Origin of the sequence: Maribacter sp., assembly GCF_049667165.1 — a bacterium.
Lineage (GTDB): Bacteria > Bacteroidota > Bacteroidia > Flavobacteriales > Flavobacteriaceae > Maribacter_A.
In genome coordinates this window covers 1-14,273 of record NZ_JBATHS010000018.1, presented here as the reverse complement: position 1 = coordinate 14,273, position 14,273 = coordinate 1, and the positions used below count along the sequence as shown (strand labels likewise).

17 protein-coding genes and 2 pseudogenes are annotated in these 14,273 nt (G+C 40.7%); 1 reads left to right on the top strand and 18 read right to left on the bottom strand.

Annotated elements, in window-relative coordinates; all coding sequences use genetic code 11:
* Positions 1–65: 65 nt before the first annotated feature.
* Entirely contained in the window at positions 66–1,367 is a 1,302-nt protein-coding gene (rimO, locus tag WBM98_RS00660) for a 30S ribosomal protein S12 methylthiotransferase RimO (protein ID WP_424364079.1), read from the bottom strand.
* A gap of 123 nt (positions 1,368–1,490) precedes the next feature.
* Between rimO and WBM98_RS00655 the strand changes: the two genes are divergently transcribed.
* Positions 1,491–2,582 (top strand): serine hydrolase domain-containing protein, encoded by a 1,092-nt coding sequence (locus WBM98_RS00655; protein ID WP_424364078.1) that lies wholly within the window; start codon positions 1,491–1,493, stop codon positions 2,580–2,582.
* Here WBM98_RS00655 and WBM98_RS00650 read toward each other — a convergent pair.
* The 17 genes and pseudogenes from WBM98_RS00650 to WBM98_RS00570 all read right to left on the bottom strand — a co-directional run.
* Positions 2,579–2,767, bottom strand: a pseudogene (locus WBM98_RS00650) (signal recognition particle-docking protein FtsY); the annotation flags it as partial. The gene WBM98_RS00655 and the pseudogene WBM98_RS00650 sit on opposite strands and share 4 nt — an antisense overlap.
* Before the next feature lie 164 nt (positions 2,768–2,931).
* On the bottom strand, positions 2,932–3,333 hold the full coding sequence (locus tag WBM98_RS00645) for a CBS domain-containing protein (RefSeq protein WP_424364077.1): 402 nt from the start codon (positions 3,331–3,333) through the stop codon (positions 2,932–2,934).
* Between the two features lie 115 nt (positions 3,334–3,448).
* Positions 3,449–3,796, bottom strand: coding sequence for a P-II family nitrogen regulator (locus WBM98_RS00640; RefSeq protein ID WP_424364076.1), 348 nt, complete (start codon positions 3,794–3,796; stop codon positions 3,449–3,451).
* Positions 3,786–4,574, bottom strand: coding sequence for a DUF1538 domain-containing protein (locus tag WBM98_RS00635; protein WP_424364075.1), 789 nt, complete (start codon positions 4,572–4,574; stop codon positions 3,786–3,788). Before WBM98_RS00635 ends, WBM98_RS00640 begins: the two co-directional genes overlap by 11 nt.
* An 11-nt stretch (positions 4,575–4,585) precedes the next feature.
* Positions 4,586–5,329 (bottom strand): DUF1538 family protein, encoded by a 744-nt coding sequence (locus tag WBM98_RS00630; RefSeq protein WP_424364074.1) that lies wholly within the window; start codon positions 5,327–5,329, stop codon positions 4,586–4,588.
* A 134-nt stretch (positions 5,330–5,463) separates the two neighbouring features.
* Positions 5,464–6,420, bottom strand: a complete 957-nt coding sequence (gene ftsY, locus WBM98_RS00625) for a signal recognition particle-docking protein FtsY (RefSeq protein WP_424364073.1) — start codon at positions 6,418–6,420, stop codon at positions 5,464–5,466.
* 91 nt (positions 6,421–6,511) lie between these two features.
* Complete coding sequence (locus WBM98_RS00620; protein WP_424364072.1) at positions 6,512–6,661, bottom strand: DUF4295 domain-containing protein; 150 nt, start codon at positions 6,659–6,661, stop codon at positions 6,512–6,514.
* A gap of 46 nt (positions 6,662–6,707) precedes the next feature.
* Positions 6,708–6,890, bottom strand: coding sequence for a 50S ribosomal protein L33 (rpmG, locus tag WBM98_RS00615; RefSeq protein WP_154368514.1), 183 nt, complete (start codon positions 6,888–6,890; stop codon positions 6,708–6,710).
* A 20-nt stretch (positions 6,891–6,910) separates the two neighbouring features.
* Positions 6,911–7,147: a 50S ribosomal protein L28 gene (gene rpmB, locus WBM98_RS00610; protein WP_274824412.1), complete on the bottom strand. Its 237-nt coding sequence runs from the start codon at positions 7,145–7,147 to the stop codon at positions 6,911–6,913.
* A 70-nt stretch (positions 7,148–7,217) separates the two neighbouring features.
* The gene (locus WBM98_RS00605; protein WP_424364071.1) at positions 7,218–8,465 is read right to left on the bottom strand and encodes a competence/damage-inducible protein A; all 1,248 of its coding nucleotides are present in this window, start codon (positions 8,463–8,465) and stop codon (positions 7,218–7,220) included.
* Positions 8,465–8,803, bottom strand: coding sequence for an Hpt domain-containing protein (locus WBM98_RS00600; RefSeq protein WP_424364070.1), 339 nt, complete (start codon positions 8,801–8,803; stop codon positions 8,465–8,467). The genes WBM98_RS00605 and WBM98_RS00600 overlap by 1 nt, the downstream gene beginning before the upstream one ends.
* On the bottom strand, positions 8,803–9,414 hold the full coding sequence (locus tag WBM98_RS00595) for a fumarylacetoacetate hydrolase family protein (protein ID WP_424364069.1): 612 nt from the start codon (positions 9,412–9,414) through the stop codon (positions 8,803–8,805). The genes WBM98_RS00600 and WBM98_RS00595 overlap by 1 nt, the downstream gene beginning before the upstream one ends.
* Positions 9,415–9,421: 7 nt before the next feature.
* A complete protein-coding gene (locus WBM98_RS00590; protein WP_424364068.1) occupies positions 9,422–10,336 on the bottom strand; it encodes a carboxypeptidase-like regulatory domain-containing protein in 915 nt (304 codons plus the stop codon).
* Positions 10,337–11,113 (bottom strand): exonuclease domain-containing protein, encoded by a 777-nt coding sequence (locus WBM98_RS00585; RefSeq protein ID WP_424364067.1) that lies wholly within the window; start codon positions 11,111–11,113, stop codon positions 10,337–10,339. It lies immediately after the preceding gene.
* A gap of 139 nt (positions 11,114–11,252) precedes the next feature.
* Positions 11,253–12,476 (bottom strand): DUF481 domain-containing protein, encoded by a 1,224-nt coding sequence (locus WBM98_RS00580; protein ID WP_424364066.1) that lies wholly within the window; start codon positions 12,474–12,476, stop codon positions 11,253–11,255.
* Between the two features lie 141 nt (positions 12,477–12,617).
* Complete coding sequence (locus tag WBM98_RS00575) at positions 12,618–13,967, bottom strand: dihydrolipoamide acetyltransferase family protein (RefSeq protein WP_424364065.1); 1,350 nt, start codon at positions 13,965–13,967, stop codon at positions 12,618–12,620.
* A gap of 75 nt (positions 13,968–14,042) precedes the next feature.
* A pseudogene (locus WBM98_RS00570) lies at positions 14,043–14,273 on the bottom strand (recombination mediator RecR); the annotation flags it as partial.

Sequence of the window (14,273 nt, the reverse complement as noted above, 5' to 3'; positions counted from 1 at the left end):
CTATCCCCTACATATAAATCGTATGAAAATCGAAGTTTCTTATACTGCTATTGTGGATGTAGTGATTATACCGGTTCCCCATAGAGGTCAAAATCGGCAGCATCGATGATTTTGATCATGGCAAATTCACCCTGTTTTACATAGAATTTTGAAGCATCGATCAAGACCTCATTATCCACATCTGGGGAATCGAACTCCGTTCTACCCACAAAATAGTTGCCCTCCTTGCGATCGATGATACATTGGAATGTTTTTCCTATTTTTTCTTGATTCAGTTCCCAAGAGATCTGCGATTGAATTTCCATGATCTCATTGGCACGTTCTTGCTTTACTTCCTCAGGAACATCATCGATTAAATTATAGGCATGGGTGTTTTCCTCATGGCTATAGGTAAAGCAGCCTAAACGCTCGAAACGCATGGCCGTTACCCAGTCTTTTAGCGTTTGGAAATCTTCTTCGGTTTCTCCGGGATAACCCACGATCAACGTGGTTCTAATGGCCATATTCGGAACATAGTTTCTGAAATCCTGGATAAGCTTCGTGGTTTTTTCCTGGGTAGTGCCTCGGCGCATACTTTTCAATATAGCATCGGAGATATGTTGCAATGGAATATCAAGGTAGTTACAGATCTTGGGTTCATTTTTCATAACTTCAAGCACGTCCATTGGAAACCCAGTTGGAAATGCATAGTGCAACCGAATCCATTCGATACCTTCCACTTTGACCAATTTTTGCAGTAATTCGGCTAGATTTCGTTTTTTATAAAGATCAAGACCATAATAGGTAAGGTCCTGGGCAATCAATATTAATTCCTTAACTCCTTTCGCAGCCAATTTTTCAGCCTCGATCACCAATTCCCCTATGGGTGTACTTTTATGTTTTCCCCGCATCAAGGGGATGGCACAAAAAGAACAAGGTCGATCGCATCCTTCGGCAATTTTGAGGTACGCATAATTTTTTGGGGTGGTAGTCAACCGCTCCCCTATCAACTCATGCTTATAATCAGCTCCCAAAGCCTTTAGTAGATTCGGTAATTCACTGGTGCCAAAATAAGCATCCACATTTGGGATCTCCTTTTGAAGATCTGGTTTGTAACGTTCACTCAAACAACCTGTCACAAAAACCTTATCCACTTCACCGGCTTCCTTCTTTTCAACGTATTCCAAAATAGTGTTCACACTTTCCTCCTTGGCATTTGCAATAAATCCACAGGTATTGATGACCACAATATTACCTTCTTCCTCATGCACCACCTCTTTGTCATTAGCGCGCAATTGCCCCATAAGCACTTCAGAATCATATACATTCTTTGAGCAGCCTAAGGTTACCACGTTGATTTTATTTTTTTTGAGTGATTTTGTACGCATAGCTTTTTAATGGTGTGCAAAAATACAACTTGAAGCAGTAATTATTGGGATTAAAGACGATTTCTTCCGGTTTTACGTTATACCTTCTACAGATATAGTACATAAACCTCAAATAATCGACAGATGAAGTCCATTCCATTTTCTTTAGTTTTGATCGCACTATGTATGCTTATAAGCTGCAGCAGCGATACGGATACTCCCGAAGATGAATTGCCAGAACCCCTGGGCATGTATTTTCCGCCTTTAAATGAAAATGAATGGGAAACTATTTCTATAACTCAATTGGATTGGAATGAAGCTGCTGAACAATCCCTTTACGATTTTCTAGAAGTAAACAATACAGATGCATTTATAATTCTGAAAGATGGAAGAATAGTCATTGAAAAATATTTTGGGGATTTTGATGCTACAAAAAATCATTCATGGAACTCGGCTGCCAAAACATTGACCAGTATTACCGTAGGAATCGCACAACAGGAAGGATTTTTAGACATTAACAATCCTTCATCGGATTATTTGGGCGTAGGGTGGTCATCACTTACCCCGGAGCAAGAACAAAATATTACTGTGAAACATCATTTAACCATGACAACGGGATTGGATTATACCGTCGAAAACAATTTTTGTACCGATAAGGAATGTTTAATTTACAAAGAGGATCCCAACACTTTTTGGTACTACCACAATGCTACCTATTCCTTGTTGGATGATATCGTTGCTGGGGCTACAAACCAAGATTTTAAAACCTATTTCAGTAGTAAGATTCGTGATAGAATAGGAATGCAAGGCTCTTGGATCAAGACGGGTTATCTTAATCTTTATTTCAGTACGGCCAGAAGTATGGCCCGTTTTGGCCTTTTGAATCTTAATGAAGGTCAATGGGAAGAAACCAAAATATGGGAAGATCAGGCTTATTTTAACCAGGCGACAACTACTTCCCAAGTTTTGAACCCATCATACGGTTACCTGTATTGGTTGAACGGGAAAAATGGTTTTAGACTACCCGAATCTGAAGATTTATATCCGGGTAAATTAATTCCTTCCGCACCTGACGATCTTTATGCCGGACTGGGCGCATTCGATCAAAAACTATACGTGGTCCCTAGTCAAGGCTTGGTCGTTGTTCGCATGGGGGATGCTGCCAATTCAGAGGAATTTGGTCCCACTTCATTTGATAATGAACTTTGGGGTAAGATCAATGATGTGATCAATTAGAAAAATAAATCCTTAATACCCTCACCTACTTCGCTATATTTAACGGGAATCTGAAATTGGTCCGATATTCCAATGACCACCCCACCTTTGGCCGTACCGTCCAATTTTGTCACTGCCAATGCAGTCATTTCAGTGGCCTTGGTAAATTGCTTGGCCTGTTCAAAGGCATTTTGTCCGGTAGACCCCCCAACACTAAAAGCACCAAAAAAAGGACATAGGAATGAACATTGACCTACTCATGATTATTTCGATTTCCAAGGCTTGGGCATGATGATATTTCCTAAACCAATACATAATCCAAATGAGAAGTCTTAAGGGATTTCCAATAGCTGTTTTGAAAATTAGTTTGCTAAAAAAGTAAGTTGCCCAATATTAGGTCTGATAGTGAAACCATACCTATATACTCACCTTTTTCTTCAACCGGGGCAATTCTAAGCCCTACTTTCATCATTAGGCTAGCAACATAGCGCACTTCCATATCAGCAGGTACACTAATAACGGGTTTGGACATAATCTCAAAAACGTTGACCTCTTTGGAGGTTTTATCCGGAATAATCACCCCATTGATGAAATCATTGACAACAACAATGCCGTATGCGTCTTGTGGATGACGCTTTTTAACTATTAAGGCGCCGACTTTCTCTTGGCGCATTATTTTGACGGCTTCTTCGGCGGTCGCCATGCCATCTATTAACACCACCTTTTTCCTCATTACGTCCTTGGCACCTTGAAATCCTCTTTTTGTATCCATATCTTCTTTTTAAAAACTCAATGTTTGCCCAATTACCTGTAGTTGAACTGCACTATCCAAGATGAAACTTTACCTTGATCCTTTCAATATGGTAATTATGCTATTCCATACGGGCCTAAAAATACTTGTCCCGAGCTTGATCTTTGAACTTCTTCATTTGACTTTCCAAACCAACTATATGATCTATGGGCAGAACAAAAGCAATCCCCGTTCCAGGCTCATTAAATTTACCTGCCAATCTAATAACTTCCAAAAGGTTTTCTACCACATGTTCTTCTACAAGAAACACAATGATATCTGTCTTATCCTCAATACTTAGTCCAAAAAAGGTCTTAGCCTCATGAATTCCTGTACCCCTTGCAGGAATAATCGTTGCTCCGGTAGCTCCAGCTCCTTTCATGGCATCGACAACATTATCAGTGATATGGGGTTTAACCAAGGCCATGATTAATTTAAATTGCATCTTTCTCTTTTTTAATAGTTGACAATCTGGTTTTTAGGCTCATAAACTGGGCATAGCCCAATACTGTAATAATTGGGAAAAGGCTAGCAAATGCGATAAGGCCAAATCCATCTATTGCAGGATTCCTGCCTGGAACTGCAGTGGATAATCCCAATCCAAGGGCAGCGACTAAGGGCACGGTAACCGTTGAGGTCGTAACCCCCCCAGAATCATAAGCTAATGCGATAAGCCTCTTAGGCGCAAAAACGGTTTGTACAATTACAATAAGATAACCCACCATGATATAAATATACAAAGGTGTTCCGGTAACAATCCGTAAAGTTCCCAATGCCAATGCAAAAGCTACTCCTATGGCGACGGTCAATCTAAGGCCCCATGGGCTAATGGTCCCTGCTGACACTTCACCTGCCTTTATGGCAACCGCAATAAGTGATGGCTCGGCAATTGTCGTGGAAAAGCCTATTAAGGCAGCAAAAATATATATCCAATAATAAGATTCCCAATTAGATAATGCGTTTCCGCCGGCCGTTATAAAAGCGGGGTCAGATAATTGCGTAGCCATAATTTTTCCAATGGGAAACAAGGCTTTTTCCAATCCCATAAGAAACAATGCGAGTCCCAGCACCACATAGATTCCACCCACGATGACTTTTTTCAAATGGGGTATAGGTTGTTTTAAGACCACCAATTGAAAAAAAACAATCAATACTATGATAGGTAATACGTCCCTAAATGTATAAATAAGGATCCATATAAACTCCATCATAAAATCAAACATAAACCCAGCTTTTAGTTAAACCAAAATAAACCATACGCCATAACAAAGATCATTGGCAAAAGTGACGCAAAGGCTATAAGACCAAAACCGTCAAGCAATGGGCTCCTACCCTTAATCACGGTAGCCAGACCAACCCCCAACGCCGTAACCAATGGAACGGTAATGGTCGAAGTGGTAACACCACCCGCATCGTAGGCCAGTCCAATGATTTCTTCAGGGGCAACAATGGTCATTAACATAACCAAAACATAACCGCCTATAATCAGGTAATAAAGCGGCCAACCCTTAAGAATTCGCAATACCCCAATAACAATCGCCAAGCCCACTGAGAAAGCAACAGTCAATCGTAAACCAAAAGCATACATTTTCATAGTCTTTTGATTGTTCTCGATCAACCCGGCATCCGATGAGATTATTGAAGCCTCCTTTGCCACAGCTATCAATGCCGGTTCAGCTATAGTAGTGGAAAAGCCCAGGGTAAAAGAAAATAACATCAACCAGAAAAGACTTGCCTTCCTCGCTAATGCGTACGCCATTGCCTCCCCAATAGGAAAGAGGCCTATCTCCAATCCCTCAATAAAAAGCATCAGACCGAATATAACTAATAGAATGCCCGTAATAACTTCCCCAACTTCCGGAAATGGTTGCTGAATAACGATTGTCTGAAAAAAAACGACCACAACAATTATTGGAATTAAATCCGTTAAAGCCGCCCATAACTTTTTCAATACAGTAAGGATATTCGCTTTATACATGACCCTTTTTACATTTTATCCAACACCATTTTAATACTTATTAAGACTCTAAATTTGTGTCAGAGACTTTGGTGAAATTAAATCACTTAAATTATACGCTGCATTATCACAAAAGTCAAGACAAATTATTTTCTTTATATCTTAAAAAAAGAATCGACAAACTCGTACTTATTGAATACCTGTAGATCCTCAATACCCTCACCAACACCAATATATCTGACAGGAATCTGAAATTGGTCCGATATTCCAATGACCACCCCGCCTTTGGCGGTACCGTCCAATTTTGTCACTGCCAAAGCGGTGACTTCAGTGGCTTTGGTAAATTGCTTGGCCTGTTCAAAGGCATTTTGCCCGGTAGACCCGTCCAACACCAAAAGTACCTCATGAGGGGTATCATCGACCACCTTCTGCATGACCCGTTTCACCTTGGTAAGCTCATTCATTAAATTCACCTTGTTATGCAATCTTCCCGCGGTATCTATAATAACCACATCTGCACCATTTGTTATGGCAGAACTCAAGGTATCAAAAGCCACTGATGCGGGGTCACTGCCCATTTTTTGTTTTACAATGGGCACGTCTACCCTATCGGCCCATACTTGCAATTGATCAATGGCAGCAGCCCTAAACGTATCTGCGGCACCCAATACCACTTTAAGCCCCTGCTTTTTGAATTGATAGGCCAATTTACCAATGGTGGTCGTCTTGCCCACCCCATTGACACCAACGACCATAATAACATAGGGTTTTTTGTCTTTTGGAATACTATAATCAGTATCCTCTCCCACATGCGTCTCTGAAAGCAAGCCAGCGATTTCTTCACGTAAAATGGCATTCAGTTCGTCCGTACCCATATATTTATCCTTGGCAACACGGGCTTCTATGCGCTGAATGATCTTTAATGTGGTGTCGACACCCACATCGGAAGAAACCAAAACCTCTTCCAAATTGTCCAATACATCATCATCTACCTTGGACTTACCTGCAACAGCCTTGCTTAGCTTCGAAAAAAAGGTGGTTTTGGTCTTTTCCAACCCTTTATCCAAGGACTCTTTCTTTTGGGAGGAAAATATCTTTTTGAATAAACTCATAATACCTGAACAATTTTCGCCAAAGATATGAAAATTAAAAAGCTCCTTTCTTTCAAAAGGAGCTTTTAAAAATTGAATGAATCAATTAATTCTATTTAGCAAACCACTCGTTTACCACTTCAGGAGCCATAACGGACTCTTGAAAGGTGTAAGCGCCAGTCTTCGGGGATTTAACCATTTTTATTGCCTTGGTCAATCGTTTTGAACTTGTTTGTAAACTTGCTACTGTCTTCTTTGCCATTACCTTATATGTTGATTGACATTTTCACCAAAGTGAGGATGTCGTATTACTTAATTTCTTTATGAACGGTCATTCTCTTCAGGATCGGATTGAATTTCTTTATTTCCATCCTTTCGGGAGTGTTCTTCTTGTTCTTTGTAGTGATATACCTTGAAGTACCTGGCTGTCCGGATTCTTTATGCTCCGTACATTCCAATATAACCTGTACCCTGTTCCCTTTTTTTGCCATTGTAATCTATCTTTTGGGGATTATTTTACCAACCCCTGTGCTTTAGCCTCTTTTAAAACAGCAGAAATGCCCTTTTTATTTATGCTCTTCAACGCCTTTGCTGAAACCTTTAGCGTTATCCATCGATCTTCCTCCGGAATATAAAAGCGCTTTTTGGAAAGATTCACATTAAATCTTCTCCTTGTTTTGTTGATAGAAAACGATACATTGTTTCCAAACATCGCCCTCTTACCCGTAATTTCACAAACTTTTGACATTGCGCCTAATTTTTCATTTTAAACAGGCTGCAAATTTATATCATTTTTATGTGATGGACAAAATTCTACTTCAGAATTTTATTATTTCTTTTTGAAGCAACTCAAAAGCCTTATTTACAGCCTTTTGAACAATCCTAATTCGCTGTTTTCCCAACATGAATTTTTCAACAATCACCTCTTTTGGGGTGGCGATGGCAATGTACACCGTACCTATATCGGCATCGGAATCGCCTTTTGTGGGTCCTGCGTTCCCTGTGGTAGCGATTGCGAAATCGGCATTCAATAGGGCTTTGACGTTTATGGCCATGGTCTTCGCCACCTCGGCACTGACCACTGAGTGGTCTTCTATCATTTTTTTTGGCACATGAAGCACGTTGATCTTGGTTTCGGTGGCATAACTTACCACACTACCTTTATAATATGCCGATGCTCCCGCTATGGCAGTGATCTTTTCGGCAATTTTACCTCCTGTGCAGCTTTCGGCAGTCGCCAAGGTCAACTGCTTTGCCGTCAACAATTTTGCCACCAATACTTCAAGGGTTTCCTCATCTTCGGTACCATATAAAAGGTCCCCTATCAAGGGTTGCAATTGCTTTATCCGGTCCTCGATGGCGGCTATCAAGACCTGTTTGTCATCCCCTTTGGCACTTAAACGCAACCTGACTTTGCCTAAATTCGGCAAATAAGCCAGTTTAATGAAAGGGGGGAGCTTATTTTCCCAGTCCTCGATTTTTTCAGCCAAGGCACTTTCACCAAGACCATAAGTAACCAAGGTTCTATGAACAATATATGGCCGTTTGAACTCCTCGACGATCTTGGGTATGACCGCATTGACCATTAAAGCCTTCATTTCGAAAGGTACTCCTGGGAGTGACACGAAGGCAACCCCATCGGAATACATCCACATGCCCGGTGCCGTTCCATTGGCATTGTGCAATACCGTCGCTTTCGATGGGACCATGGCCTGTTGACGATTCACCTCTGATATGGGCGTCCCTATAATGCTAGCGAACAATTCCTCAACATGCTTTAATACTTCTTCATTACGTACCAGCGTATCATTGAAAAACTCGCAAAAGGTGTGCTTGGTAATATCATCCTTGGTAGGTCCCAAACCCCCAGTGACTAACACAATTTGGGCTCTTGCCTTTGCTTCGGCCAAGGCATTCAGTATGTGCCTACGCTCATCCTGTACCGAAGTGATCTGGTAAACCGATATGCCTATTTTATTGAGTTCCTTGGCTATAAAAGCTGAGTTGGTATCAACGATTTGACCAATTAGGATCTCATCACCAATCGTAATGATTTCGGCAAACATTATAGATTAAAATCCTTTTTAAGTTCACCCACTACTTGATGAATGTCTTTTTTCAATAGGGGAAATACCTCATGGATCTCACGCATATTGGCCGCGTTTTTTCCAAGGGTTTCAATCTGAAGTGCAACCGCTCGGGTTTGCTCCATGCCCAAGAGATCTACATTGGGCTTGATTTTATGGGCCAATTGATACACCTGTTGATAATCTTGCTGATCCAATGCTTTTTCCAGTCCGTCGAGATCCTGTGGAACCTCTTCCAAGAAGACAGATATAACAGAATTGATGAAATCCTCGTCACCATCAGCCATCTCATTTAATTTATCAAGATTGTATATCATCATTTAATTTTTAACGAAAAAAGTTCTTGTCCTTCCAACTTTCCCGAAAGATAATCATTTGTTGTTATCTGACCAACACCTGCAGGCGTGCCTGTGAATAAAATATCGCCTTTTTTTAAAGTAAAAAATTTAGAGACATAGGCTATTAGTTCATCGATACTCCAGAGCATCAAGCCTGTGTTTCCTTTTTGTACCAATTCTTCATTCTTCTGCAAGGTGAAATTTAAATTGTTCAAATCCTTGAAATCCGATTTTGGCAACCATTTACCGATCACGGCCGAACCATCGAAGCCTTTCGCTTTTTCCCAAGGCAATCCCTTTAGTTTTAATTCCGATTGCAAGTCCCTTGCAGTAAAATCGATGCCCAAGCCTACCTCATTATAATACTTGTTCGCAAAACGTTCATCAATATGCTTGCCGACCTTATGTATCCGTATCAGAACCTCAACCTCATAATGTACCTCTTTAGTAAATTCGGGAATATAAAAATCCTGGTCTTTGGGCAAAACGGCAGAATCGGGTTTTATGAATACCACTGGGTCTTTAGGGCGCTCATTGGCCAATTCCTCAATATGGGCGGCGTAATTTCGGCCGATACAAATAATCTTCATAATGACATTACTCTTTCAATAGTTTTAGACTGATGGCAGGAACAAGGTTTTGGGTGTTATCCTTAGACCTCACCTTAAAATCGGTCCATTCCCCCATACCATAAACCATGGCCTTATAATTTTGGTTTTTATTATAGATTGCTCCAAAGGTAGGTGCAAATCTGTCTTCGACCATTTTCTTTTTTGTAATGGGATGTTCAAAGGTATAGTGGTACCAATTAAAAGGAACGAACAGCCATTCTACCCCAACATATATGCCCGTGTCCGGAATCTTCAAATTGAATGCCGTTAATTCAATGGAAACAAAATCATCGCCGACTTTTGATTCCAATACAATGCTTTTGTGCAGGATATCTGATTTTGGCATTTTCGTCTTCGGGTGAACATCAAAGATCCGTAACCGAAACTTGGCACTGTTCCGCTTGAACATACTGTTCTGTTGAAAAAAAACGGTTACCTTTTCGACGTATTTTTTCTGTGACCCTATGTTTGGAAAATAGAGCGCCAAAACCCAAGGTGTCGAAGAGGACGAAAACCCACTGGTAAGACTGTGACTGCTTATCGGATTCAGGACATCGGAGTTCCCAAAAGATCCAGAGACAATTACTTCATCCAATTCATAGGATTCCTCAACCATTCCAAACCGCTTTTCCTTGAAAATAGCATTGGCTTCTACGATGGTATCCTTATACCCCAAGGAAGAGATATGTACTTGTTTTTCTAAAAAAAGGGTGGGAAGATCAAGAAAGAAATGCCCTTTTTCATCCGTGGACGTTCCTTTTAAAGTATTGAGAAAACTAAGGTTTACATATGGAATCGGTTCTTTGGTCTTATAATCAAGGACATAACCCTCAAAAAGGACTTCCTGGGCACTCGCACCAACTGCAAATAAGAAAACAAAAAAAATAGTAATGCATCGCATTTAACCCAACTTGTTGTTTAATCTACTTAACTTGATCTGGGTCAATACCTTTTTGGTGTACAACGGAAAATCAGCATTCAAGATCCAACCATAATAACCGGGTTCCTTGTCGAGCACTTCCAAGACTTTTCTCCCTTTATGCTTTCCAAAGGCGAAAACCTCCTCTTCTTCTTCATCCAGTACTATAAACCCTGCAAAATCAACGGTTTTTCTATGGGTCGAGAATTCGGCCAACTTCTTGATGTTGTTCTCCAATTCGGGATAACGTTCCAATTGGGACAACAAAACCTCGTAGGTTGCCTGGGTATCGGCCTCTGCACTATGCGCATCTTTAAGGTCTTTATCACAATAGAATTTATAGGCCGCTTCAAGCGTTCTTTTTTCCATTTTATGAAAAATAGTCTGCACATCTACCGATACCATGTGCTTCATATCAAAATCAACCTCTGCCCTGAGCATTTCCTCTGCCAATAATGGAATATCAAAGCGATCGGAATTGAACCCGCCTAAATCACTATCCTTGATCAAATTGTAAATCTCTTTGGATAATTCCTTGAAAGTGGGTTCATTGGCCACCTTCTCATTGGAAATTCCATGGATTTCAACAACCTCTTTGGGGATCTTGACCTCTGGATTCACCAACCAGGTCTTACTTTCCTTATTTCCGTTGGGATATACCTTTAAAATGGATATCTCTACAATCCTATCCCGGGCAACATTGGTTCCCGTGGTCTCCAAATCAAAAAAGCAAATCGGTCGTGTCAGCTTTAGCTCCATTTCTCCTAATATTTGAGCAAAGATAAGTCTTCATGAACAGTAACGAAATGAATACATCCATTAATTGAATAATCGTGTAACGTGTCCTGATTGCGAATCCGTTATGCTTTTCGGTATATTTAGCGCATAGGGACTTGGGTTATAAACGCGTATTGATTATATTGTTGTAGGCGGATCCAAAGGTATAGCTCAGCCCTACCCTAAAGCCAACTTCAAAATCGGTGGCAATCTGTTTTTGTTGCAGAAGAACGTCTTCCAAGGATGCACTACCGCCTGGCAGGTTTATTTGATCTCGAATAATATCCAGATTTCCTGAAAACCGAACGGCCAGTCCTTTAAAAATCCGTAGGGATAAATTACCATATAGTTCGACTCTGTTTTTGGAAAAATCATTCAGAAAACTCATGACCCTGAATCTTGAATAGATATTCCCCCAAGGTTGCCTGTACCTTAATTGCACATCGAGGGAGTGGTTGAACAACGACTCTTTGTCAAGGCCATAAATGGTCGTATCAATATAGTTATTGTAAATGTATCCGATTTTATAAGCGAAGACTATTTCCCTTCTAAGGACCTCCCTATAGGGGAAAATATTATATTCAATGGCAGGGGTCAAACTCATGGAGAGATCGATATTCGTATAGGTATCATATTTGGCGCCGCCAAAAATACCAGCCGACCAATGATCGGAAAGACTTCGCACGATGCTCCCATAACCGAAATACTTTTCGGTCTTGCTCAAGAACTCCTCATCATCCTGGATATATTTGCTATTCGATAGGTTCATTTGAAGATCGGCACGGATACGCCACTTTTCGGTAACCCGGTCGCTTTCAAAGCCAATCTCATATTCAAATTCATTTCTACTGGATTCCTTATCGAGTTGGGCCTCACCATATACCTCAAAAATCCAATTGTTCCAAGGGTCGTCAAAATCTATATCCTGTCTTTGGGCCAGACCCTCGGCGGTAATCTTATAGGAGATTTTATCTGAGATATCAGATTCGATGAGATACGGTAGAAGTCCGTTTTTGGCCATTTCCAATAACCCTTTACGAATATCATCGGAGGTCATATTGGCATTGGAATCATAGGATCGTTCTATCGCGATATTTTCATAAGCACCGGTGCCCTTAAAATCTAGTTTAAAGGTACGGCCCCCACTACCATTCGCAATATCATAGATCATAAGGACAACATTGGCCAATTGTTGGTCGCGAACATGGTTCACATAATTTATTTCTTGCCGTAAGTAACTCTTTTCACAATTACAATCGATAAAAAGGTTGATGGGGTCTTTCTCTTGGGAAAACAAGATGGAAGTCGCTAACAAAAAAAGGAAACAAAGGACATTTCTAGTCAAAAGTAAATGAAATTTCATTCTTGAAAAGGCTGGTACTTGAATTAGAAGATTCAAAGATAGCTGTAATAAATAAGGAAATCGAACAGTTTTGGCCCTTTTTCAACCAATTTATAAATTTGCGAAACCCACCCAAAACAAAGGTTAAATCTCGCGATTTACATCCCATGCCTCCAAATAATCGGCCACGGCCTTGGCAAACATACTGCCCAAAGCACCATTCACCACCCTATGGTCATAGCTGTGTGATAGATACATTTTACTTCGTATGCCAATAAAATCACCCTCACTGGTCTCAATAACCGCAGGAATCTTTCGAATGGCACCAAGAGCCAAGATACCCACTTGGGGTTGATTGATGATCGGTGTGCCAAAAACACTGCCAAAAGTACCTACATTGGTAACGGTATACGTACCTTCTTGTACCTCATCAGGTTTAAGTTGATTGTTCCTTGATCGTTCGGCAAGATCATTCACTACTTTGGTCATACCGACCAAATTCAATTGATCTGCATTTTTAATGACCGGAACGATCAAATTACCGTCGGGTAAAGCTGCGGCCATGCCGATGTTAATATTCTTTTTCTTTATAATGGTATCGCCATCGACTGAAATATTCATCATGGGATATTTCTTTAAGGCCTTGGCAACAGCCTCCATAAAAATGGGGGTATAGGTTAATTTTTCACCTTCAGCCTTAAAAAAGGCATCCTTCACCTTGTCTCTCCAATTTACGATCTTGGTGACATCGACCTCGATAAAACTCTGTACATGGGCAGAAGTAGAAACACTATCGACCATATGTTTGGCGATGAGTTTTCCCATGCGTGTCATCGCGATGATTTCATGGCTTTGGGAAGATACCATGCCGGGTTGTTGTTGCTTTTCAACTGCGACTTGGGGAGCTTCGAATATGGGCTCCGATTTCGTTTTTTCCGCTGGGGTTGGCACTGCCGGTACTTCGGGAGATTTTCGGGATGAAATATAGGCCAGAATATCTGTTTTTGTCACCCTACCTTCCAAACCGGTACCTGTGATATCATCAAGCTCGGCCATGGAAATCCCTTCTTGTTTGGCAATATTTTTGACCAGGGGGGAATAAAATCGTTCAGAAGTACCCTGATCCTTTGGTCTGTCACTTACCATTTCCTTGGCTGTTTCGACCGTCTGGGATATTTCCTCCACAACCGCTTTGGAAATTTCAGGCACTTCCTCAGTGCCCATTTCGGGTTCAGCATCATCTTGCCCTTCACTTCCCATTTCGATAATAGCCACCGTATCGCCTACTTTGACCACATCATCAATTTTGAACAATTTTTCGATCAATACGCCATCTACTTCACTAGGAACCTCAGAATCTACCTTATCCGTGGCAATTTCAAAAACGGCTTCATCCATTTCAATGGTGTCACCAACTTCTTTCAACCAAGAGGTCAATGTTGCTTCTGCAACACTTTCACCCATACGCGGTAATTTCAATTCGAATTTTGACATATTGCTAAACGCTACACTATTTTAGATTGGTTATTTGCAAAATAAACAAAAATTAGCGCAAATAAATTTATATTTCTAGTTTGCCTTCAATGAATTTTCAAAGGGAATCCTATTCAAGATGCTACGTCCCAAGGTTACCTCATCTGCATATTCCAATTCATCGCCGATGGAAATACCCCGGGCAATAGTCGATGTTCTTAAAGGGACCCCTTCGAGTTGTTTGAAAATATAGAAATTGGTCGTATCACCTTCCATGGTTGAACTTAGTGCGAAGATCAATTCCTTGATCTTTCCTTCCTTGGCCTT

Bases quoted from the DNA above. Each gene is read 5' to 3' on its own strand.
- rimO (WP_424364079.1), bottom strand. From the start codon at position 1,367: ATGCGTACAAAATCACTCAAAAAAAATAAAATCAACGTGGTAACCTTA.
- WBM98_RS00655 (WP_424364078.1), top strand. From the start codon at position 1,491: ATGAAGTCCATTCCATTTTCTTTAGTTTTGATCGCACTATGTATGCTT.
- WBM98_RS00645 (WP_424364077.1), bottom strand. From the start codon at position 3,333: ATGGATACAAAAAGAGGATTTCAAGGTGCCAAGGACGTAATGAGGAAA.
- WBM98_RS00640 (WP_424364076.1), bottom strand. From the start codon at position 3,796: ATGCAATTTAAATTAATCATGGCCTTGGTTAAACCCCATATCACTGAT.
- WBM98_RS00635 (WP_424364075.1), bottom strand. From the start codon at position 4,574: ATGTTTGATTTTATGATGGAGTTTATATGGATCCTTATTTATACATTT.
- WBM98_RS00630 (WP_424364074.1), bottom strand. From the start codon at position 5,329: ATGTATAAAGCGAATATCCTTACTGTATTGAAAAAGTTATGGGCGGCT.
- ftsY (WP_424364073.1), bottom strand. From the start codon at position 6,420: ATGAGTTTATTCAAAAAGATATTTTCCTCCCAAAAGAAAGAGTCCTTG.
- WBM98_RS00620 (WP_424364072.1), bottom strand. From the start codon at position 6,661: ATGGCAAAGAAGACAGTAGCAAGTTTACAAACAAGTTCAAAACGATTG.
- rpmG (WP_154368514.1), bottom strand. From the start codon at position 6,890: ATGGCAAAAAAAGGGAACAGGGTACAGGTTATATTGGAATGTACGGAG.
- rpmB (WP_274824412.1), bottom strand. From the start codon at position 7,147: ATGTCAAAAGTTTGTGAAATTACGGGTAAGAGGGCGATGTTTGGAAAC.
- WBM98_RS00605 (WP_424364071.1), bottom strand. From the start codon at position 8,465: ATGTTTGCCGAAATCATTACGATTGGTGATGAGATCCTAATTGGTCAA.
- WBM98_RS00600 (WP_424364070.1), bottom strand. From the start codon at position 8,803: ATGATATACAATCTTGATAAATTAAATGAGATGGCTGATGGTGACGAG.
- WBM98_RS00595 (WP_424364069.1), bottom strand. From the start codon at position 9,414: ATGAAGATTATTTGTATCGGCCGAAATTACGCCGCCCATATTGAGGAA.
- WBM98_RS00590 (WP_424364068.1), bottom strand. From the start codon at position 10,336: ATGCGATGCATTACTATTTTTTTTGTTTTCTTATTTGCAGTTGGTGCG.
- WBM98_RS00585 (WP_424364067.1), bottom strand. From the start codon at position 11,113: ATGGAGCTAAAGCTGACACGACCGATTTGCTTTTTTGATTTGGAGACC.
- WBM98_RS00575 (WP_424364065.1), bottom strand. From the start codon at position 13,967: ATGTCAAAATTCGAATTGAAATTACCGCGTATGGGTGAAAGTGTTGCA.